Below are 20,500 nucleotides of genomic sequence, written 5' to 3'. Positions count from 1 at the left end.
CCGGGACTGCTGAGGCCGCCGGGAGTGCCGAGGCGGCCGAGATCGCGGAGGCTCCTGGAACAGCTGGGGCTACGGGGACAGCTGGGGTGACCGGGGCGGCTGCGACGGCTGAGACCACGGATGCTCCCGCGCCTCCCGAGGAGCGAGAGCACGGGCGGCAGCCCACCGGGAACCGCCCCACCGGGGCGCACCCGCCGGCCGCTCCCCAACCCGGCTCCGGTCCTGCCGCAGGGCAGGACCGGGAGCCGGGGGTCGCGCAGCCCCCGGCGCCGCCGTCCTGAACGGTCCGCGCAGCCCCAGGCGCCACCATCCTGAGCGGTCGCTTAGAAAAGAGGCCCGCATCACACACCGACCCCGGTGACCTCGGCGGTACGTACGGGTAACTTCCAATCAGCCCTGCCCCCGACCCGTACGGCCGTCCCGTCAGCAGCGCAGCGTCAAGCACTGCCACCCCGGCAGCGCTGCCGCCCGACCCGCACCGCCGCCCGACCCGCACCACCGCCCGACCCGCACCACCGCCCGACCCGCACCACCGCCCGACCCGCACCACCGCCCGACCCGCACCACCGCCCGACCCGCACCACCGCCCGATCAGCACCGCCGCCCGATCAGCCCGCTGTCCCCGCCTCAGCCCCATGGAGCCGTGATGCCCGAAGCCGTGATCGTCTCAACCGCCCGCTCCCCCATCGGCCGCGCTTTCAAGGGATCGCTGAAGGACCTGCGCGCCGACGACCTCACCGCCACCATCATCCAGGCCGCGCTCGCCAAGGTCCCCGAGCTGGATCCCCGGGACATCGACGATCTGATGCTGGGCTGCGGGCTGCCCGGCGGCGAGCAGGGCAACAACCTGGGACGTATCGTCGCCGTGGCCATGGGGATGGACCACCTCCCCGGCTGTACGGTCACCCGCTACTGCTCGTCGTCGCTCCAGACCTCGCGGATGGCACTGCACGCCATCAAGGCGGGCGAGGGCGACGTCTTCATCTCGGCCGGTGTCGAGATGGTCTCGCGCTTCGTGAAGGGCAACTCCGACAGCCTGCCCGACACGCACAACCCGCTCTTCGCCGAGGCCGAGGCGCGCACCGAGGCCGTCGCCAAGAGCGAGGGCGCCTCCTGGCACGACCCCCGCGAGGACGGCCTGGTCCCCGACGCGTACATCGCGATGGGCCAGACCGCCGAGAACCTGGCAGGGCTCAAGGGCATCACCCGCCAGGACATGGACGAGTTCGGCGTACGGTCGCAGAACCTCGCCGAGGAAGCGATCAAGAACGGCTTCTGGGCCCGCGAGATCACCCCCGTAACGCTCCCCGACGGCACTGTCGTCTCCGCGGACGACGGCCCGCGCGCGGGCGTGACGCTCGAAGGCGTCCAGGGGCTGAAGCCGGTCTTCCGCCCCGACGGCCGCGTCACCGCGGGCAACTGCTGCCCCCTCAACGACGGCGCGGCGGCTCTGGTGATCATGAGCGACACCAAGGCGCGCGAGCTGGGTCTGACCCCGCTGGCCCGGATCGTCTCGACCGGTGTCACCGGCCTCTCCCCCGAGATCATGGGGTACGGCCCCGTCGAGGCGTCGAAGCAGGCGCTGAAGCGGGCCGGCCTGACGATCGGCGACATCGACCTGGCCGAACTGAACGAGGCGTTCGCGGCCCAGGTCATCCCGTCCTACCGCGACCTGGGCCTCGACCTGGACAAGGTGAATGTGAACGGCGGGGCGATCGCCGTCGGCCACCCCTTCGGCATGACCGGCGCGCGCATCACCGGCACGCTGATCAACAGCCTCCAGTTCCACGACAAGCAGTTCGGCCTGGAGACGATGTGCGTGGGCGGCGGTCAGGGTATGGCGATGGTCATCGAGCGCCTCAGCTGACCCCTGGCGCAGAGCTGAATCCGGCCGCGCGGCGCAGGCCGCCCCTGCGATACACAGCGTGGTCAACCAGTGACACCGCGTCGAACCATGCGCCCCGATCCCTCCTGCCGGAGGGGTCGGGGCGCTCGCAACTCCGCTACCCAGAGGCATGGTTGATGACGGCACTGTCACAACTCACCGCCACTCACGCCTCTCGCCGCCCAGTCGTGACCGAATCTCCCCCAGGATGTGACCTATCTCCCGGGGTCACTTGATTCCCGCAGGTCACAGCAGCCTCAGAGGGAAAACCAGGGCCCAAAGACCTGTCCAATTCATGACGTAATGCACTGCCGGGGGGCGCGCTCTCACGACAAGCTGATGTAGGAAGTCGGGGAACGATTGAATCCGGGAGTAAGTCAGTGAGCACTTTGTCGATTGCCCTGCTGCTGACGACGGCCGCCGCCACGGCCGTCGGCGCTGCGTCCCTGCATGCCGCACACGGCCTGCGCCGCCAGATCGCCGCGCTCCGCGACGACCTCGCGGGCGCCTCCGGCGGCAACGCCCGGGGCGCGGCCATACCGGCAGCCCGCGAGGAGACCCCGGCGGACGAGATACGCGCGGCCGTCGCCGAAGCACTGGCCGAGGAGCGCGAACGCGAGCTGGCCGAGGCGCGCGCCTTCTGGGCCGCCCAGGAGTCCCGCGACGCGGCGGACGCCCCGTCCCTCCTCGGCGGTCTGACCGGCCTCGGGGACGACGCCGCGTTCTTCCTGCCGCGCCAGACCGATTTCACCGGCATGGACCCGGCCTTCGAGACCGGCTTCGGTCCTGAGCTGGAGTCGGCCGTCGAGCAGAGCGCCGAAGCGGACGAGGAGCCGGGCGCCGAGGAGTACGCGCCGGACAGCGCCGAACTGGCCGCGGCCCGCCGCAGGCACCCCTCGCACCCCGACTTCGTCCCGGTGCAGACCCCGGTGGTGACCGAGCACGAGCGCATGGTGACCCGCCTCGAAGAGCTGGCCGAGACCCGCACCGCGCTCTCCGACGTCCGTCCCGGCCCGCTCGGGACGCTCGATGTGTACGTCTTCACGGACGGCACCACGCTCTGCATGACCCCGGGCCACCGCGAGACCGCCGAGCGGCTCTCCGAGGCCCTGCGCGCGGGCGACAACCCGGTCCTGCTGGGCGGTTCCGGCATCTCCGGTGCGTACGCGCTGACCTTCACCTGCGGCGAGGAGAACGTCTACATCCTCGCGGACCGCGTCATAGCGTCGCTGTAACGCACCACCGGGGCGCGCCCGCACGGGACTTGCGTATCTCACGCCCCCCGGGTCGCACCGCTCGCGCCCCTCACAGCCCCGATCCGGCCTCCGCCGACTCCACCGACTTCACGGCCTCGTCCAGCTCGACGGACGGGGCCGTTCGCAGCTCCTCGGCCAAGTCGTGTGCGGCGACGGCGAGTTGGTCGGCCACCGCGAACATCCCGGCATCCGGCATGGTCCGCACGGCGGAGTCCGGAGACTCCAGGCGCTGGGCACGCGACGACAGTTCCCTGGCCAGCGCGAGCCCGACGGCGGCGGCACCCCGCTGGAGCCGGCTCTGCGGTGCGGAGCGCAGCCGGTCGGCGAAGCGGTCGGCGGCGGCGGTGAGAGGGGTCGTATCGAGCACGCCGCGACCCTACGCGCCCGCCCCGGACTGTTGCCAACGGGCCGATGCTGAGGCACGGTGCAGGGAAGGCACCAGTAAGGCCGACTCAGCAAGGCCGACTCAGCGCAATGCCTCCGGAGGCGCCGATGTCCCAAGTCTTCTCCGAAGAGACCCATCGCAACATGCTCTCCCGCATCCCCGAGTGCACGGGCCGTGAAGTGTCCGACTGGCTGCGCGCCGTCGACGAAGGCCCCACCCTCGTCCGCTTCGACGAGAAGGTCAGCTGGCTCAGGACCGAACACCACCTCGCCTACGGCCATGCCAAGGCGATCATCCACGAGTACGACCTGAGACGAGCCGCACGGCGCCTGCTGTAGCAGCCCTCCGGGAACTCACCCGGCACCACAGAGCCGCTCATCCGATCCAGTGAACGCCGGTCCAGTGAACACCGGTCCAGTGAAGCCGAAGGGGCCCGCCCGGAACGAGAACGTCCGGACGGGCCCCTCACTGTCGGCCGATGGCCGCTCTGGATCCAGTCGTTACCGATCTAGTCGTTACCGCTGAAGATCGCGACCAGCCGCAGCATCTCCAGGTAGATCCAGACGAGCGACATGGTCAGCCCGAAGGCCGCGAGCCATGACTCCTCGCGCGGAGCGCCGTAGGTGATGCCGTCCTCGATCTGCTTGAAGTCCAGCGTCAGGAAGAAGCAGCCGATCAGGATCGCCAGCACCCCGACGAGCGCGCCGAGCGGCCCGAAGTCGCGCAGTCCGCCGTCACCGGCGACACCGAAGGCGACCAGCAGCAGATTGACCACCATCACCATGAGGAAGGCCATGGCGATGATCATGCCGATCCAGGCGTACCGCGCGGTGACCCGGATCCAGCGCTGCTTGTACGCCACCAGGCTCGCGGCCGACACCGCCATCGTGCCCAGCACCGCCTGGAAGGGCGCACCCGACCACTGGCTGTTGTACATCTCGCTGATCACGCCGAGGAAGATGCCCTCGAAGAACGCGTAACCGAGGATCAGCGCGGGCGCCGGTGTCCGCTTGAAGGACTGCACCATCGCCAGGACGAAGGCCACCAGCGCGGAGCCGAAGGCCAGTCCGTAACTGGTCGACGAGACCGGCAGCAGCACCCAGGCCAGAGCCGCGCCGACCACGACCGTGCCGAGCGTGACGGCCGTACGCGTGACGACGTCGTCCATCGTCATCGCGCCGGCGCGGGCGGGCGCCTGGGGGCCGTCGGGGTCGGTCACGTACGGGTTGGCGGCGTACGGGTTCTGGCCTGACGGGTTCTGCGCGTACGGGTTGGTCCCTACCGCTGGGCCCCCGGCCTGCGGCGCCGCGTTGAACCCCGCGTAGCCGTTGTCGCGGCTGAAGCCCCGTCGCGAGAAGACCGGGTTGCTGCTCCTCATCTCACTCCTCAGTGGCCACGGTGCGTGGCCTCGGGACCAGAGTAATGGGAGAGCAAAGAGAAGGACGTAGTGCCTGGGAAGGATCTTTCGGTGCTTTCGGTGCCTTCGGTGCCTTCGATGCGGGCCGGACCGTGGTCATCCCCGGCGCGGGCACCTCACGGCCGATCCGGACCGGCTTCCCTGGCATGGGCCCCCACCGACCCCGGCCGGGGTCGTTCCGGCCGCTCGGCAGCGCCCGAGAGACGGTCGAGCAGGTCCGGGACGGCGAGCAGGGTGCGTCTCTCGTCGGCGGTCAGCCGCTCCGCGATGGTGTCCGCCACCCAGCGACGGCGGGTGCGCCGGTCACCGTCGAGGGCCTCGGCGCCCGCCGGAGTGATCGCGATGAGGAAGGAGCGCCCGTCGCGCTGGTTACGGGAGCGGCTGACCAGACCGAGCGCCTCCAGCTCGATGACCGTACGGCTCATGCTCTGGTGCTTCACCCCGTGTGCGGCGGCCAGACCGGCGATGGTCTGCGGGCCCTCGCGGTCGAGCGTCCCCAGCGCCGTGGCCTGCATCGGCGGCACCGTGTCGGCGCGGGCACGGACGGCGCGCACGAACCGCCCGATCGAGCGCCGCAGCTCCTCGGCGATGTCTTCGTCATCAAGGTCCATCCGGAAAATATACAATGTGGCTGTACAGTTTCGTTGCAGAGATCAGTGCAGAGATCAGATGCAGAGATTGAGTACAGAGAACAGAGAGAGGAATCCCATGCGCCTCACCAAGCACGCCCACGCCTGTGTCACCCTCACCGACGGCGACCGCACCCTGCTGATCGACCCGGGCACCTTCACACCGAACGCGGCTGAGCTGATCGCCGACGCCGACGCGATCCTCGTCACCCACGAGCACTTCGACCACTTCGACGAGGCCGCACTCAGGGCGGAGCTGGCCAGGCGCCCCGGCCTCACGGTCCACACCACCGCCGAGGCGGCGGCGAAGCTGGGTGCGCAGGCTGTCGCCGTGTCGGCCGGCGACCGGATCGACGTCGCGGGCTTCCAGGTGACCGTGCACGGCGAGCAGCACGCGCTCATCCACGAGAAGATCCCGCAGGGGCAGAACGTCGGGTTCCTGGTGGAGGGCCGCGTCTTCCACCCCGGCGACTCCTACTCCGTGCCCGAGGCCCCCGTCGAGACGCTGCTGCTGCCGACCAGCGGCCCGTGGACGAAGTTCGGCGAGGCCGCCGACTTCGTGCAAGCCGTGCGCCCCGGCCGCAGCATCCAGATCCACGAGCTGATGCTCAGCGAGCTGGGCCAGAGTTCGGCCGCCATGTTCCTCGGCGAGGACGGACTGACCGGCATCCCGCTGGAGATTCTCGCCCCGGGCGCATCCACCGAGCTCTGATCCGGGGATCCGGGAGGGGGGCCGGGCCAACGCCCCGCGTTTCCGGGCCGGTTGCACCACGGCAATCGGTCACGGGCAAGGAAATCCGGACACGTACTCTGCTCGACGGCACGAGGTTCCCGGCGACGTGCCCGCGTCGGCACCTTCCGCCGGCCGCGCCCGGCGTCCGGCGGGAGTGCCCGGAACCGGACTTGAACCGGAATCGCCCCGCCCTCTGACCTGCGATGACGCTCTGGCTTCGGGAAATGCCCCCGGTCGAAGGGGTTCCGGCCCGGATGAGCCGGGGACAGCTGGGCCCCGTGCGCCCATGGGCGCACGGGAGCGGAGCACTCTCGGCACTCGGCACATATACGAGCGACATAGCGCCTGGCCACTCCGGCCAACCAGCCCCGGGAGCACAGCGTGCATACTGCCCCCCCCAGAAGCTGACGAACCCGGCTGCCGTGTCAGTGGCCAAAACATGTTCCTCAGGCTCCGTGACGAGACCGAGCGGGTGTCCCTGTGGCCTTCACCGATTATTGCCAGAGGTCATGCCCTGGCCTGGCAGTCAAACGAGCCATCGCCACATCCCGCTCCGTCAGGAGGTGAAGGCGAGGTAGGTACCGGCGGTGAGGCCGGAGAAAGTGACGAGTTGGCGTGGTTTGAGGCAGGTGAAGGCCGCGTGCATGGCGATGCCGACTGCGACGGCGTACGGCATCGTCTGCGGGATGAGGAGCGCGGGTGGCAGTGCGATCTCCGCTGCGATGGCGGTGGCCGCGACCGTACGCCAGAGACAGACGTCCCGATGGGTGAGGTTTCCCATGTGTCGGCGGATCAGGCCGGGGACGGCGTACTGGAACCGGCGGTGGGGCAACTGGTCACGGACCTGGGTGTAGGTGTGGATCCACTGGGCGAGGTAGAGGCCGCTGCGGAACTGGGGAGAGCGGAGTTTCTGCCAGGCGCTGTTCCAGTAGATGTCGGTGGTGATCAGCACGATCAGGCACTGGGCCCAGGTGTTGGCCGTGCTCGGATCGTGCTCGATGGTCAGGCCGTGGCCGAGGTCCCCGGCGAGCAGGAGGCAGGTGCCGGTCAGCAGGGTGTAACGCACCGCGTTGGGACTCCTGAGGTAGAGCAGTTCCATGGCGGCGCCGGTCAGGACGATCAGCAGCGACAGGCGTGGTAATACGAGCCCGGCGGCCAGGGTGAGGGCGGCGATCGTGCGGATGATCAGCGCGGGCCGGTAGACACCGGCAAGGAGGTGGGCCCGGCGGGAGCCGAAGCGCTCTTCGGCGAGGTGGAGGCTGAGCGAGCCGGGAGCAAAGCGGTCCCAGCCGCCCTGCCCGAAGGAGAGGGCGTACCGGGCGGTGAGGACCGTGCCGAAGAGGATGCGGAACCACTGGATGCGTCCGGGATCGGTCGGGTGCTGGAATCCGGAGGCGATGGCCTCAAAGAACCACACGGCTGTCCCTCACCTCCACGCGTTGTTCGCCTCGGCCTGTCAGGACGCGGCCGGTGCCGTCGATCCGTTCGTAGTGGCCACTGCGGGTGAGGTGATCGAGGATCGCCTGGAGCTGGGGTGGTCCGAGGATGAAGGAGCCGGGCGAGAGGTGGTCGTAGACGTTCACCGGCTCGGTGCGGCCGTCCTTGGCGGTGCCGGTGAGCGAGACGATCGTGAAGGTGGCCCGGCAGAACATCTTCCAGCGAAGCCAGCGGCCGGGCAGGGAGGTGAAGCCGGTGATCATCCAGGCCACGAGGGTGCAGGCGATGGCGGTCTGGACAGCGGACAGCACGGATGGGGGCATGGCGAGGACCTCCGTGTCGGGAGGGTGAAGGTGAAGTGCGGTGGGCCCGTGTCCGGGGCGCCCGCGGGGGTCAGCGCTCGGGCTTGGGGGGCCGCTGCATCAGCGCGGCCGCGGCCTGGTCGAGGGTGACCGTCTCGTGCAGCAGGGCGGAGATCACGTCGGTGATCGGCATCTCGACGCCGTGGGCCTGTGCCAGTGCGAGGATCGCCTCCGCGCTCTTGACACCCTCGGTGGTCTGCCGGGTGGCGGCCGTCGTCTGCTCGACGCTCAGGCCCTGGCCGAGGTGGGTGCCGAAGGTGCGGTTCCGGGAGAGGGGGGAGGAGCACGTCGCCACCAGGTCGCCCAGCCCGGCGAGCCCGGCAAGGGTGGCCGGGTGGGCGCCCATGGCGGTCGCGAGGCGAGTGGTCTCCGCGAGTCCCCGGGTGATGAGCATGGCCTGCGCGTTGTGGCCCATGCCCATGCCGGAGGCGATGCCGACTGCGAGGGCGATGACGTTCTTCACCGCGCCACCCAGCTCACAGCCGGTCACGTCGGTGGACGTGTAGGGCCGGAAGTACGGGGTGTGGCAGGCGCGCTGGACGCGGTGGGCTGCGTCCTCGTCGGGGCAGGCGATGGTGGCTGCGGCGGGCTGGCCGTCCATGATCTCGCGGGCCAGGTTCGGCCCGGAGAGCACGGCGACCCGGTAGGCGGGGATGCCGGTCACCTCGGTGATGACCTGGCTCGCCCGGAGGCCGGAGCCGATCTCGATGCCCTTCATCAGCGACACGATGACGGTGTTCGGGCCGATGTGCGGGGCCCAGGCGGCGAGGCTCGCCCGCAGGGACTGCGCGGGGATGGACAGCACCAGGAAGTCCGCGCTGTCCAGCGCGGCGGCGGGGTCTGTGGTGGCCGTCAGGGTGTGGGGCAGCTCGACGTCCGGGAAGTACCCGGGGTTGTGGTGGCTGGAGTTGATCGCGTCGGCGATCTCAGCGCGCCGGGCGTGCATCGTCACGCTGGTGCCGGCGTCTGCCATGATCTTGCCGACGGCGGTGCCCCAGGATCCGGCCGAGAACACGGCCGCACGGACGTGATGCTGGTTCACTGCGGGGTCCTCTCGCCGGGCGCGGGCCTGTCGCCGGTCTGGAGGCCGGGCCGGGTCATCCTATCGACCGCCCCCACTACTGCCGGTGCGTCCGAGGCGGGGAGACGCCGCAGCGTCAGCAGGACGGCTCGGCGGTCGCCCAGGGTGGGGAGCTTGTGCTGTGCTTCACGGAGCATGTTCTCGGCCGGGGCCTCGCCCAGTTCGCGCCGCAGCTGGTCGGCGTGGGCGATCCACAGCCGGTAAAGCCGTTCCCACATCGCGGGTTCGGCGGGCCGCTCGTCCAGGTGCTCCTGCGTCAGCCCGGCGGCCTCCACTTGCTGGTGCCATGCCGGGTCCGCACCGCGCCGCAGCGCGCGGGTCACGACCAGACGGCTGCCGGGGGCCAGGATGCGGCCGAGCTCACGAAGCGCGTGCCCGCGGTCGGCGCGTCCGAGGGCGTCCACGCACACGATGCCGTGGGCACAGCCGTCCGGGAGGCCGGTGTTCTCCAGCTCGGCGACGCGGAAGACGGCGCGGTCGGCGGCCGGGCCGAGGAAGTGGCCGCGGCGGGCGGCTGCCTGGACGGTGGCGACGGGCGAGAGGTCGAAGGCGGTGAGGCGGACGGCGAGGGCGCGGGCCAGCCACAGGCCGATGCCGCCTGCGCCGCATCCGGCGTCCACGAGGACCTGGCCCGGACGCATCCGCAGCCGCCCGGCCAGCAGCCCCAGCAGAGGCCAGTCGCAGGAGCTGGAGGCAGCGACCTCCACCGGGTAGTCCTCGCCCATCGCCTCGGCGTACAGGCGGGCGACCAGATCGGTGCGGGCGCGGGCGGCGTGGAAGGCGTCGTACTGGGCGGAGCGCTGTCCAGCCGTCATCCCGCGCGGCGGCGCCGTGGTGGTGGACTTCATCGGGGCATCGACCTCCTGATGCGTGAGCGGGTGCCGGGGCAGAGGACCTGCACGGCGTGGACAGGGCAGCCTGGGGAGGACAGGTCCAGGGCCACCGGTTCGTGCCCGGTGACGTGCGCGACCTGCCGGGCCACCGCCGTCACCTGATCGGCGAAGCCGCCCCCGGCCAGGGTGAAGTGGGCCGCCGCAGCCGTCCACGGCGCGAGCCCGGCGGACTGCGGCGGATGGAAGGGCGGGGTGTCGAAGCTGCCCGGGTCGGCGGGCAGGTCGTCCCGGGTCCCGGCGATGGCGGTCAGCCGGGACTGGGCGGCCTCACTCACCGCCCGCGTCAGCGCGATCCCAGGGACGCTGTGGCAGCCGCCGCCGGCAAAGACGACGGGACAGTCCTCCGACCACAGGTAGGCCACGCACACCGGCAGCCCGTACGGGCCGTCCACCAGTGCGACCTCCAGCGCCATGCCCGCCGCCGCCAGGCGGGCGATCAGCTCCCCGCCGTGCGGGTCGTCAACCGTCTGGGGGCCAATCAGCGTGCGCCGCGCTCCGCCCGCCTGCCCGTCCCGGTGCAGTACATCGCGCTCCACCACCTCGAACAGGGCATGTAGCAGGGCCTCCTCGCGGGAGTTGCCGCAGGCGAGGCCGGTGCTTGTCGCGCGCAGTACGTCCGGGGTCCACTGCGGGCGATGCCCGCGGCGGCGGACCAGGTCGACCGGCAGCAGCACCTTCGCCCCGCTCACCAGGCCGGTACCGGCCGCCCACTCCCACACCAGCCGGGACAAGACGCGCTCCGGGTACGGGACGGCCATCGGCAGCGCGGTCACGGGACAGGCGGGGGCGACCTCGGCGGCCGGGCCCACCGCGGCGACGGGCAGCGGCTGCTCGACGTGCCACAGTTCGATGGCCTCCATGACCGCCGACAGCTTCGCCAGCAGGGGCGTTGCGCCCTTGCCCTGCGAGGTCGACAAGGTCATGGAGGCGGGCCGGATCGCGGTGAAGACCGGAATCCCGACGCAGTCCAGACCAGTCAGATCGGCGACCCGGGTGATACCGAACTCCGGCAGCCGTCCGGACAACGCGTCCCAGGTTTCCTGCGGTGTGCGGGCGCGCACCGTGCCCGGCAGCGCCACCAGCTCCTCAGTGCCCACCACGGGCCGCCTCCGTCCTCTTCGTCTCTTCCACGTATCCGGGCACGAGCCGCTTGGCCGCCGAGACGGCTCGCGCCCCGCAGACCAGCCCACGCGCGGATGCCTCCGCGTCGAACTCCCGCTCAGGGCATCCCCACACCCCGAGCAGGAGCTCGCGGGTCACCTCCTCACGCACCGCCGCCGAAAATCCGGGCCGGCTGCGGCGAGCCTCGGCATACCGGGCGACCGCCTGCCGGTCCTGCGGACTCTCGCCGGCCAGCAGCAGCTCCACCGTCCGCTCGTCGCGCAGGTCGACCGTGGGGTGGAACACGCGGTCTGCGGACAGCGCCCCGCCTGTCACCTGTGCCAGGCGCTCGGCCAGCACCAGCCCCCGCCCACCGTCAGCCGGGTGCCGGGAGAGATGTTCGAGGTAGGCCGACCACCTCTCGTGGAACGCGGGGTCGAAAACCTGCTGGTAGACGAGGCGGTCCTCGGTGGACAGCACCAGGCCGTCCACACAGCTGCCGGTGAAGGCGTTGGACCAGCGGCGGAAGTACGCCGTATCCCATACCGGCAGCTCGACGACGGCCCGGTCCGGGGCTGCGGCGCCGTCGACGGCGGCGGTGACGGCGGCGAGCGCGTCGACGCGCTTGAGGTCGCCGAAGTGCCGGTCCTGCTCACGCTGCTCGGCCAGCCACCCGGCGAACCCGGTCTCGCTCTGGCTGCGGCACACGGCCCGCACCGCGGCCCAGGTGCGCTGCGGGTAGTAGACCGCGCGCAGCGCCTCCAGCAGCCCGGCGGCCCGTGCACCGTCGAGGACCCCGGCCGAACGGGCGAGCAGAAGGGCGTGCCGGAGGTTGACCAGCGGCCAGGTCAGCGCGCCGAGCTCACCGTCCGGGGCCTGGCCGACCGCCACTTCGTCGTCGCCGTCGATCTCCCCCGAGGCGTAGGCGGCGTAGACGCTACCGATGCCGAGCATCCCGAACGGCGCCAATTCGGCGGCCCTCAACGCGCCGATGCTCGCCGCCCCGATCACCCCGACACCCCGGCCCATGACGGCGAGGATCTCTTTGTGCCGCAGCGCCGGAGCCTGGTGGTACACCCCGTCCACGAGCACCACCGTGTCACCACCACCGATCGCGGTATCGAACAGGTCGCCGTGCCGGGCCGGCGGAAGCACCCGCACGCCGGGCGCGGTGAGTACGGGTTCGGACGCCAGCAGCGTCGGCCCGACGAACACATGAATCACTACGGCCTCCTCCACGATGAAGCGCGAAGGGCGCCCCTCCGCGGGCCCATAAGCACACGAGACAGGAAGGGCGCCCAGGTCAGGACGCGAACGGGAGAGGGGACTACTCCTCGTCCTCGACGTCGACGGCGACCACCACGGGCCCGGTGATCTCCTCGGTCCCCTCCATCGAAGCCGAGGTGCTGGCGGCGGCGATACCGGACTTGGACTGCTCCATGGGATGTCTCCTTCTTGCCGATTTCGGCGGTGCGGACAGGCTGCCCGTACCGGTCGTGCCGCAGGCCCGGGGCTGGTTCGCCCAGCGGGGCCCGCCTGCCCGCCCCTGACCGGGGCGGGAAGTCTTCAGCCGCTGGTGGTGCGGTTAATCAGCGGCGATCCACTCCCTGCCTGCGCCCGCACGCCGCAGGAAGACCGCACATGGGGTGACTTGCCAGATGGCGGGGTCCTCCCACTCGCCGTGTGGCGGCTGCGACCAGTCAACGACCTCTGACGTTCGGTAGTCGGCTGCCAGGCTGTATGCCAGGGTGTATGCCAGTAACGAGGGGGCGCCCGTGACGGAACAGGCATACACACCAGGGCAGTTGATCAGAGAGGCCAGAGAGTTCCTGCGCTGGTCGCAGCAGGATGTGGCGGACGCCCTGAACACCGCGGCGGGGACCGTGAGCCTGGGGCGGCACAGCGTGTACCGGTGGGAAGCCGGACTTCGGCTGCCGCAAGAGTGGTGGCCCCTGCTCTGCCAGGTCCTCGGCGTCCCCGAAGAGGCCATGGAAGCGGCCATGGCCCTCGCCGTAGCAATGCGCGGCGGCAACCAGACCCTCGTTCCCGCGGCCCTGACCAGCGGCCTCTGGGACCGAGCCGACGCCGGTACACTCGCGGCCATGCTCGACGGCGACCAGGCGGTGACGGCGGACAACGCGACCGCCATCGCCCACGCGTGGCTCGTGACACCGCCACCCCAGATCGTGCACCAGCGCGCAGGCCGCCGGATCGGTACAGAACTCCTCGCCGACCTCGACCAACGCACCGTCCGGCTACGGCGCCTCGACGACTTCGCGGGCGTCACCGTGCTGCTTCCGGCGGTGTTACAGGAGTTACGGGAGACGGTGAAGCTCGCCCGGGAAGCCTCCTACACCGAGGAGAGCGGGCGCCGCCTGCTGGCGTTGCTCTCCGAGCAGGCCCAGCTGGCGGGCTGGGTGACCTGCGACGCCGGCCGAGTGGACCAGGGTGTGAGCCTGTATCTCACCGGGGTCAAGGCCGCCCACGCTGCCGGGGACCGCACACTGGCGGCACTGAACCTCGGGTGTGCGGGATACGCCTACGCCAACCACGGCAAGGCGGCCGAAGGACTTCTGATGGCCCGCTCCGCGCTGGCCGGCTGCGAGGGGAGCGCGAGCCCGCTGGAGCGCACCCTCCTGCTGGACAAGGTCGCGTGGACGGCCGCCATGGCGAGCGAGGTCCGGGAAGCGGAGACAGCCGTGAAACGCTCGACCGCATCTCACGACGATGTCGACGACCACGCCGAGCGACCCGACTGGCTGTACTGGTGTTCACGGGACGAGTCGGACGTGATGGCGGGCCGGGTCTTCACCGAGACCCACCGGCCGCTGCGGGCCGTCCCCCTCCTGACGGCCGCACTGGAGCGCTACGACACCACGCACGTCAGGGAAATCGCGCTGTACTCGTCGTGGCTGGCCCAGGCGTACGTCAACGCCAACGAGATCGACGAGGCCGTGGCAGTCGCCTCACGGGTCTACGACCTGGCCGCCGCCTCGGACTCACCGCGCGCCGTACGGCGCCTGGACACCGTCCTGCATGCCCTTGCCCCACACCGGGACACCCCTGCGGTGCGCGACCTCCTGGAGCGCGCCGCGCCGTAGCGGGCAGGCACACGTCTGGAGGTGCTCCGTCGAGCGGATGTCGCAGTTCCCGAACGTCGGCGGAGATAGATGCGCAGTTCCTTCTCGATCGCATCCTTGTCGCAATCCTCCACGCCTGTCCTGTTACGCACGGACTCCAGCGCGTAGGTCTCGAAGCGGTAGCGGGCCTCGTCAGGCTCATCGGCCGCGGGATCGATGTACCCCCTGCCCTTCACCCAGCCCGGCGGCCACTGCTGGCCTTGCTCATCCACGGACTTCTTGAAGACCTTCGCCGAGTCCACGTCGTCGAACCGCTCGGTCCGGAAGGGCCCCGAACGAACGTCCCCCAGACGCCACTTCACCTGACAGCTGGTGATCTCTCCGGCGGCATTCTTTCGCTCTGCGATGTACGCCGTGAACGCACAGCAGGCGCACCGTGCGCCCAAGGGAGCAGAGGGTGAGAGCGGTTCTGAGTGGTTTCCGCTGAGCGGCGCGTGTACCCGGTGTGGTGCCCGGAACCGGACTTGAACCGGTACGCCCCCGAGGGGCAGCGAGGTTTAAGCTCGCCGTGTCTGCATTCCACCATCCGGGCAAGACGCGCGGCACCGCATTCGCGATTCAGAGACTATCCGGACGCGCCGTCCGGTCACCGGAGCCTTAACCCGATGTTGTCTTATTTTATTGATGCCTGAAGGCCCGTCAGCGAGTGGATGCGCCATCGGCACATGCCGCACGCGGTGACCGGCCCGTACCGGGGGGTACGGGATTGACGGAAAGTCGCCGGTACGGTGGCTCCGCCCAGGCGCCGGCGCAGTGCGCCCCGGCATCGCCATCGACCCTTCCGGCCCCGCCCAGGCGCCCCGGTACCCGCGGGGGACGGCCTCAGGGGCGGTGTCATACCGGAGGAGGAGGCGGCGCCCTCGCGGTCACTCTCAAGAGGGCCACAGGAACGGGCATGCGGACGGACGTTCCGGCGGCGGGCGGCAGACAGGATGAAGAGGTCCCCGCATCCCGTTCCGAACAGGAGCTCCCCGTGACCTCGACCACCACCGCCCGCCGCGCCACCGCGGTGGCCGCCCGCGCCACCGAACTCTCCAAGGTGTACGGCCAGGGGGAGACCCAGGTGGTCGCCCTGGACGGGGTCTCCGTGGACTTCCGGCAGGGCGAGTTCACCGCGATCATGGGCCCGTCCGGTTCGGGCAAGTCGACGCTGATGCACTGCGTCGCCGGCCTCGACACCTTCACGTCGGGCTCCGTACGCATCGGTGAGACCGAGCTGAGCACCCTGAAGGACAAGCAGCTCACCCAGTTGCGCCGGGACAAGATCGGCTTCATCTTCCAGGCCTTCAACCTGCTGCCCACGCTGACCGCGGCCGAGAACATCACGCTGCCGATGGACATCGCGGGCCGCAAGCCCGACAAGGCGTGGCTGGCGAGCGTCATCGAGATGGTGGGGCTCAAGGACCGGCTCAGCCACCGGCCCACGCAGCTCTCCGGCGGCCAGCAGCAGCGCGTCGCGGTGGCCCGCGCGCTGGCCTCGCAGCCCGAGATCATCTTCGGCGACGAGCCCACCGGGAACCTGGACTCGCGCTCCGGCGCCGAGGTACTCGGCTTCCTGCGCAACTCCGTACGGGAGCTGGGCCAGACCGTCGTCATGGTGACCCATGACGCGATGGCCGCCGCCTACGCGGACCGGGTCATCTTCCTCGCCGACGGCCGGATCGTCGACGAGATGCTGTCGCCCGGCGCCGATGCCGTACTGGACCGGATGAAGGAGTTCGACGCCCGCGGCCGGACCAGCTGACCCCGCCGCGCCGCCGCTCCCGCCCCGGACCAGCCGACCGCACCATCCCGGCCGCCCCACCCGGGACCGGCCGAGCGCGCCCCGGACCAGCTGCCCCCGCCGCGCTCCCGCCCTCCCCGCCTGCTCCTCACCTCAGGACTGACACCCACCATGTTCCGTACCGCCCTGCGCAATGTGCTCTCGCACAAGGCCAGGCTGCTGATGACCGTCCTCGCCGTGCTGCTCGGCGTGGCCTTCGTCTCCGGCACCCTGGTCTTCACCGACACTCTCAGCCACGCCTTCCGCAACCAGTCGGCCAAGAACTACTCCGACGTGGCCGTCGCGGTCACCTCGTACGCGGACTCGGACAACCCCAAGAAGGCCCCCGGGGTCAGCGCGAAGACCCTGGACCGGATCAAGGGCCTGGACGGCGTCACCTCGGCCACCGGGCGCGTCTCCGGATTCGCCGGCGTCGCCGACCAGAAGGGCAAGCTGATCGGCAACGGCTGGTCCAACGAGGGCGGGAACTTCTCCCCCGGCGCCCACGGCAAGGACAGCCGGTACGCGTTCACCGACGGCTCGGGCCCGGCGCGGAGCGGCCAGATCGCGCTGGACCGGGACACCGCGGACAAGGGCGGCTACCACGTCGGTGACACCGTGCGGGTCGCGACCAACGGGCCGGTGCGTACGTACACCCTCTCCGGGATCTTCACCACCGACGACGGCGCGGTCGGCGCGGGCGGCAGCCTGGTCCTCTTCGACACCGCGGTCTCGCAGAAGCTCTATGTGCAGCCCGGCTGGTACAAGGACGTCGACATCACGGCCTCCCCCGGCGTGTCCCAGGCGAAGCTCCTCTCCGAGGTCAAGCCGCTCCTCCCGGACAACGCCGACGCGCAGACCGGCAAGCAGCTCGCCGACGACCAGGCCAAGCAGATCACGCGGGAGATGTCGGGGCTGAGCCAGATGCTCCTCGGCTTCGCCGCGGTCGCGCTCTTCGTCGGGATCTTCCTGATCTCCAACACCTTCACCATGCTCGTCGCCCAGCGCACCAAGGAGCTGGCCCTGCTGCGCGCCGTCGGCGCCTCCCGCAAGCAGGTCACCCGCTCGGTGCTCGCCGAGGCGCTGGTGGTCGGTGCGGTCGCATCCGTGGTCGGCTTCGTCCTCGGCATCGGGCTGGCCGTGGGGCTGCGTTCCGCGATGGGCTCGTTCGGGGCGAAGGTGCCGGGCGGCCCGCTGATCGTGGCGCCGAGCACCGCGCTGGCTGCGCTGCTCGTCGGTGTGCTGATCACCATGCTCGCCGCCTGGCTGCCCGCCCGCAGGGCGGCGAAGATCCCGCCGGTCGCCGCGATGGGCAGCGCCCATCTGCCCGCCACGACGAAGTCCCTGGTGGTACGGAACTCGATCGGCGCCGTCATCACGCTGATCGGCGCCGCGGTGGTCCTCGCGGGTGCTTCGGCCGGCTCCGGTGGCCGGACGATGATCGGCGTCGGTGCCTTCCTGGCCCTGATCGGCGTGATCGTGCTGATCCCGCTGCTCTCCCGTCCGGTCATCGCGCTCGTACGGCCGCTGCTGACCCGGGTGTTCGGGGTGTCCGGCAAGCTGGCGGGGCAGAACGCGGTCCGTAACCCGCGCCGCACCGGGGCCACCGCCTCCGCGCTGGCGATCGGTCTGACCCTGGTCACCGGACTCACGGTGATCGGTGTCACGGTGGGCCAGTCCGTGGACCGGATGACCACGGACAACTTCAAGGGCGACTACATGGTCGAGATGGCCAACGGCATGTCGCTGACGCCCTCCACCGTCACCGCGCTGGAGAAGGCGAAGGGCGTCGCCGCGGTCTCCCCGCAGACCGGCAGCCAGATCATCATCGACGGCAGCGACGAGGCGGTCTCCGGGGTGAAGCCCGGTGACATCCAGCAGGTGCTCGACCTCCCCGTGGTCTCGGGCTCGCTGGACTCACTCGCCCAGGGCCGGATCGCCGTCGAGCAGAAGACGGCGGAGAAGAAGGGCTGGAAGCCCGGCAGCAAGGTGTCCGCGAAGTACCTCGACAACAAGAAGGGCTCGCTGACGGTCGGCGCGGTCTTCAAGGAGAACCAGTTCGTCTCCCCCGTCCTGGCCTCCACGTCGGTGCTCGCCCCGCACGAGGAGAAGCCGGAGATCCAGCAGATCCTCGTCAAGACGGACGGCGGCGCCGGTGAACAAAGCCTGGTGGACGCGATGGGCGGCAACCCGGCCATCTCCGTCCTGGGCAAGCAGGAGATCCGCAACGCCATGGGCGGCATGATCAACACCACCCTGAACGTCATGTACGGGCTGCTGGCGATGGCCCTGATCATCGCGGTACTCGGTGTCATCAACACCCTGGCGATGTCGGTCTTCGAGCGTCAGCAGGAGATCGGGATGCTGCGGGCGATCGGCCTCGACCGGGTCAAGGTGAAGCGGATGATCCGGCTGGAGGCCGTGGTGATCTCGCTCTTCGGCGCGGTGGTCGGGATCGCGCTGGGGACCTTCCTGGCCTGGGCGGTCGGCCAGACCATCAAGGGGTCCATCCCGCACTACGTCCTGGTCATGCCGTGGGGCCGGATCGGAGTCTTCCTGCTGCTCGCGGCGTTCGTCGGGGTGCTGGCCGCCCTCTGGCCCGCCCGCAGCGCGGCCCGGCTGAACATGCTGACCGCGATCAAGACGGAGTAGGAAGCAGGAGCAGGGAGTAGGCGGGCCGCCACAGGTCATACGCAGCAGCACGGAGGCCCGGGACATCGACAGTGTCCCGGGCCTCCGTGCTGCTCGGTGCGGTGCGTACTCTCCCGTGCGGTCCGGTGCGTGCTGCCCGGTGCGGCGCGTGGAACGCCGTGTGGTGCGTGGAGCGCCATGCATGTGATGCGTGGAGCGGCCGTACCGTACGGGTCGTGCGCCTCCGTACCGCCGCCCTTCCGTACATACCGCGTCATGCCGTACGTACCGTGCCCCGCCGTGCGTCTCCCGGCCGGTCAGCGCCAGTCGCGGGCCCGGCGCGGCAGCCCCGACGCCCCGCCGTCCGGGGTCTTCACGGCCAGCACCTGGTTGACGCCGATCCGGTTGTTCTCGAAGGCGAGCGCCGACGCGGCCATGTAGAGCCGCCAGACCCGGGCCCGGCCCGGACTCGTCAGCCGGACCGCCTCCGCCCAGCGCGCCTCCAGATTGGCCACCCACTCCCGCAGCGTCAGCGCGTAGTGCTCGCGGAGCGTCTCGACGTCCCGGGCCTCGAAGCCGGCCTCCTCCAGGAGTTCCACGGTCCGGCCGAGCGGCGACAGTTCGCCGTCCGGGAAGACATAGGCGTCGATGAACGCGTCGATCTCGTACGCCGATTCGTCGCGCTCGGGGCGGCGGGCGATCTGGTGGTTGAGCAGCCGGCCGCCCGGCTTGAGGAGCGCGTACAGATCGTCCGCGTACTCCCGGTAGCGCACCGAGCCGACGTGTTCGGCCATCCCGATCGACGAAATCGCGTCGTACGGGCCGTCCTTGACGTCCCGGTAGTCCTGGACCTGGATCTCGATACGGTCGGTCAGGCCCTCCTCGGCGATGCGCTTGCGCGCGTACGCGGCCTGCTCGCGGGAGAGGGTGACACCGGTGACCCGCGCCCCGTACTCACGGGCGGCGTGGATCGCCATCGAACCCCATCCGCAGCCGACGTCGAGCAGCCGCACGCCCTCCTTGAGCGCGAGCTTGCGGCAGACCAGGTCGAGCTTGTCGCGCTGGGCGGTCTCCAGCGTGGAGTCCTCGGCCCAGTAGGCGCAGGAGTAGACCATGGAAGGCCCGAGCACCAGCTCGTAGAAGTCGTTGCCCACGTCGTAGTGGTGGCTGATGGCCTGCTTGTCGCGGCGCTTGGTGTGGACCGTGCCGCGGCGGCGTCTGATCTCCTCCGCGGGCGGGGGCGGTGGGGGCAGGATCCCGCCGATGTCCAGGAGCCCGCGGGCCGCGGCCCGCAGCTTCGGGTCGAGGAGCGGGAGGCGCGCCTTCTTCAACTCCGCCGGGTCGTCGCGCTCCCAGATGAGTCCGGCGAGCAGATCGAGCGCCGCGTACAGGTCGCCGTCCACGTCGATCTCACCGGCGACCCAGGCGCGGGCCAGGCCCAGCTCCCCCGGTTTCCACAACAGCCGCCGCAGAGCCCGCCGGTGACGGATCACCAGGACGGGCGTTCCCGGCGGACCCGACTCGCTTCCGTCCCAGGCCCGGATGCGGACCGGGAGCGGGGCTCCCAGCAGCTCCTCGGCGAGAGTGGTCAGCCGCAGCGCGGCGTCGGCCATGGCGCACACCTCCGTACAGATGGAAAAGGCTCAGCAGTAGGTAAACACCGAACACCCGCCGCCACAGTCCCAATACCACATAACAGGAGCGTAAAATCCGTGGTGGATACATGTACATCTGTCCAGGTACGCCGAGGGGCCGCCCGCACCACGGATGGCGGGCGGCCCCTCGGAC

17 protein-coding genes and 1 tRNA gene are annotated in these 20,500 nt (G+C 70.6%); 7 read left to right on the top strand and 11 right to left on the bottom strand.

Annotation, left to right across the window (positions count from 1 at the left end; all coding sequences use genetic code 11):
• Positions 1-646: 646 nt before the first annotated feature.
• A complete protein-coding gene (locus tag ACWGKJ_RS23580; protein ID WP_385031561.1) occupies positions 647-1,867 on the top strand; it encodes an acetyl-CoA C-acetyltransferase in 1,221 nt (406 codons plus the stop codon).
• 422 nt (positions 1,868-2,289) lie between these two features.
• Positions 2,290-3,120 carry a hypothetical protein gene (locus ACWGKJ_RS23575; protein WP_385031563.1) on the top strand — a complete coding sequence of 277 codons (831 nt, stop codon included), beginning with the start codon at positions 2,290-2,292 and terminating at the stop codon, positions 3,118-3,120.
• 70 nt (positions 3,121-3,190) lie between these two features.
• Here the strand turns inward: ACWGKJ_RS23575 and ACWGKJ_RS23570 are convergent, their stop codons facing one another.
• Positions 3,191-3,508: a hypothetical protein gene (locus ACWGKJ_RS23570; protein WP_385031558.1), complete on the bottom strand. Its 318-nt coding sequence runs from the start codon at positions 3,506-3,508 to the stop codon at positions 3,191-3,193.
• Between the two features lie 125 nt (positions 3,509-3,633).
• Between ACWGKJ_RS23570 and ACWGKJ_RS23565 the strand changes: the two genes are divergently transcribed.
• Entirely contained in the window at positions 3,634-3,864 is a 231-nt protein-coding gene (locus ACWGKJ_RS23565) for a DUF4287 domain-containing protein (RefSeq protein ID WP_385031555.1), read from the top strand.
• Between the two features lie 170 nt (positions 3,865-4,034).
• On the opposite strand, the gene ACWGKJ_RS23560 is transcribed toward ACWGKJ_RS23565, so the two are convergent.
• Positions 4,035-4,904, bottom strand: a complete 870-nt coding sequence (locus tag ACWGKJ_RS23560; RefSeq protein WP_385031552.1) for a Bax inhibitor-1/YccA family protein — start codon at positions 4,902-4,904, stop codon at positions 4,035-4,037.
• Positions 4,905-5,059: 155 nt separating this feature from the next.
• The gene (locus tag ACWGKJ_RS23555; protein ID WP_385031549.1) at positions 5,060-5,554 is read right to left on the bottom strand and encodes a MarR family winged helix-turn-helix transcriptional regulator; all 495 of its coding nucleotides are present in this window, start codon (positions 5,552-5,554) and stop codon (positions 5,060-5,062) included.
• Between the two features lie 97 nt (positions 5,555-5,651).
• Here ACWGKJ_RS23555 and ACWGKJ_RS23550 point away from each other — a divergent pair, with 97 nt between their 5' ends.
• Positions 5,652-6,284 carry an MBL fold metallo-hydrolase gene (locus tag ACWGKJ_RS23550; protein WP_385031546.1) on the top strand — a complete coding sequence of 211 codons (633 nt, stop codon included), beginning with the start codon at positions 5,652-5,654 and terminating at the stop codon, positions 6,282-6,284.
• A 577-nt stretch (positions 6,285-6,861) separates the two neighbouring features.
• On the opposite strand, the gene ACWGKJ_RS23545 is transcribed toward ACWGKJ_RS23550, so the two are convergent.
• The 6 genes from ACWGKJ_RS23545 to ACWGKJ_RS23520 form a co-directional block, all read right to left on the bottom strand.
• Positions 6,862-7,722, bottom strand: a complete 861-nt coding sequence (locus tag ACWGKJ_RS23545) for a hypothetical protein (protein ID WP_385032164.1) — start codon at positions 7,720-7,722, stop codon at positions 6,862-6,864.
• Positions 7,709-8,065, bottom strand: a complete 357-nt coding sequence (locus ACWGKJ_RS23540; RefSeq protein WP_385032167.1) for a hypothetical protein — start codon at positions 8,063-8,065, stop codon at positions 7,709-7,711. Before ACWGKJ_RS23540 ends, ACWGKJ_RS23545 begins: the two co-directional genes overlap by 14 nt.
• A gap of 70 nt (positions 8,066-8,135) precedes the next feature.
• Entirely contained in the window at positions 8,136-9,146 is a 1,011-nt protein-coding gene (locus ACWGKJ_RS23535; RefSeq protein ID WP_385032170.1) for an NAD(P)H-dependent glycerol-3-phosphate dehydrogenase, read from the bottom strand.
• Entirely contained in the window at positions 9,143-10,033 is an 891-nt protein-coding gene (locus ACWGKJ_RS23530) for a class I SAM-dependent methyltransferase (RefSeq protein WP_385032173.1), read from the bottom strand. The genes ACWGKJ_RS23535 and ACWGKJ_RS23530 overlap by 4 nt, the downstream gene beginning before the upstream one ends.
• Positions 10,030-11,178: a YcaO-like family protein gene (locus tag ACWGKJ_RS23525; RefSeq protein ID WP_385032176.1), complete on the bottom strand. Its 1,149-nt coding sequence runs from the start codon at positions 11,176-11,178 to the stop codon at positions 10,030-10,032. Before ACWGKJ_RS23525 ends, ACWGKJ_RS23530 begins: the two co-directional genes overlap by 4 nt.
• Complete coding sequence (locus ACWGKJ_RS23520) at positions 11,165-12,403, bottom strand: TfuA-like protein (RefSeq protein WP_385032179.1); 1,239 nt, start codon at positions 12,401-12,403, stop codon at positions 11,165-11,167. The genes ACWGKJ_RS23525 and ACWGKJ_RS23520 overlap by 14 nt, the downstream gene beginning before the upstream one ends.
• Before the next feature lie 551 nt (positions 12,404-12,954).
• Between ACWGKJ_RS23520 and ACWGKJ_RS23515 the strand changes: the two genes are divergently transcribed.
• Entirely contained in the window at positions 12,955-14,280 is a 1,326-nt protein-coding gene (locus ACWGKJ_RS23515; RefSeq protein WP_385032182.1) for a helix-turn-helix transcriptional regulator, read from the top strand.
• A 485-nt stretch (positions 14,281-14,765) separates the two neighbouring features.
• Here ACWGKJ_RS23515 and ACWGKJ_RS23510 read toward each other — a convergent pair.
• Positions 14,766-14,851: transfer RNA gene (locus tag ACWGKJ_RS23510), tRNA-Leu, on the bottom strand.
• Between the two features lie 441 nt (positions 14,852-15,292).
• On the opposite strand from ACWGKJ_RS23510, the gene ACWGKJ_RS23505 reads away from it, so the two are divergent.
• Together ACWGKJ_RS23505 and ACWGKJ_RS23500 are read left to right on the top strand one after the other, a co-directional pair.
• Positions 15,293-16,063 (top strand): ABC transporter ATP-binding protein, encoded by a 771-nt coding sequence (locus ACWGKJ_RS23505; protein WP_385032185.1) that lies wholly within the window; start codon positions 15,293-15,295, stop codon positions 16,061-16,063.
• A gap of 150 nt (positions 16,064-16,213) precedes the next feature.
• On the top strand, positions 16,214-18,733 hold the full coding sequence (locus ACWGKJ_RS23500; RefSeq protein WP_385032188.1) for an ABC transporter permease: 2,520 nt from the start codon (positions 16,214-16,216) through the stop codon (positions 18,731-18,733).
• 296 nt (positions 18,734-19,029) lie between these two features.
• Here the strand turns inward: ACWGKJ_RS23500 and ACWGKJ_RS23495 are convergent, their stop codons facing one another.
• Positions 19,030-20,325, bottom strand: a complete 1,296-nt coding sequence (locus ACWGKJ_RS23495; RefSeq protein WP_385032191.1) for a class I SAM-dependent methyltransferase — start codon at positions 20,323-20,325, stop codon at positions 19,030-19,032.
• Positions 20,326-20,500 lie beyond the last annotated feature (175 nt).

This window comes from Streptomyces sp. NPDC054757 (assembly GCF_053612185.1).
This window is presented reverse-complemented; position numbering and strand designations above follow the sequence as displayed.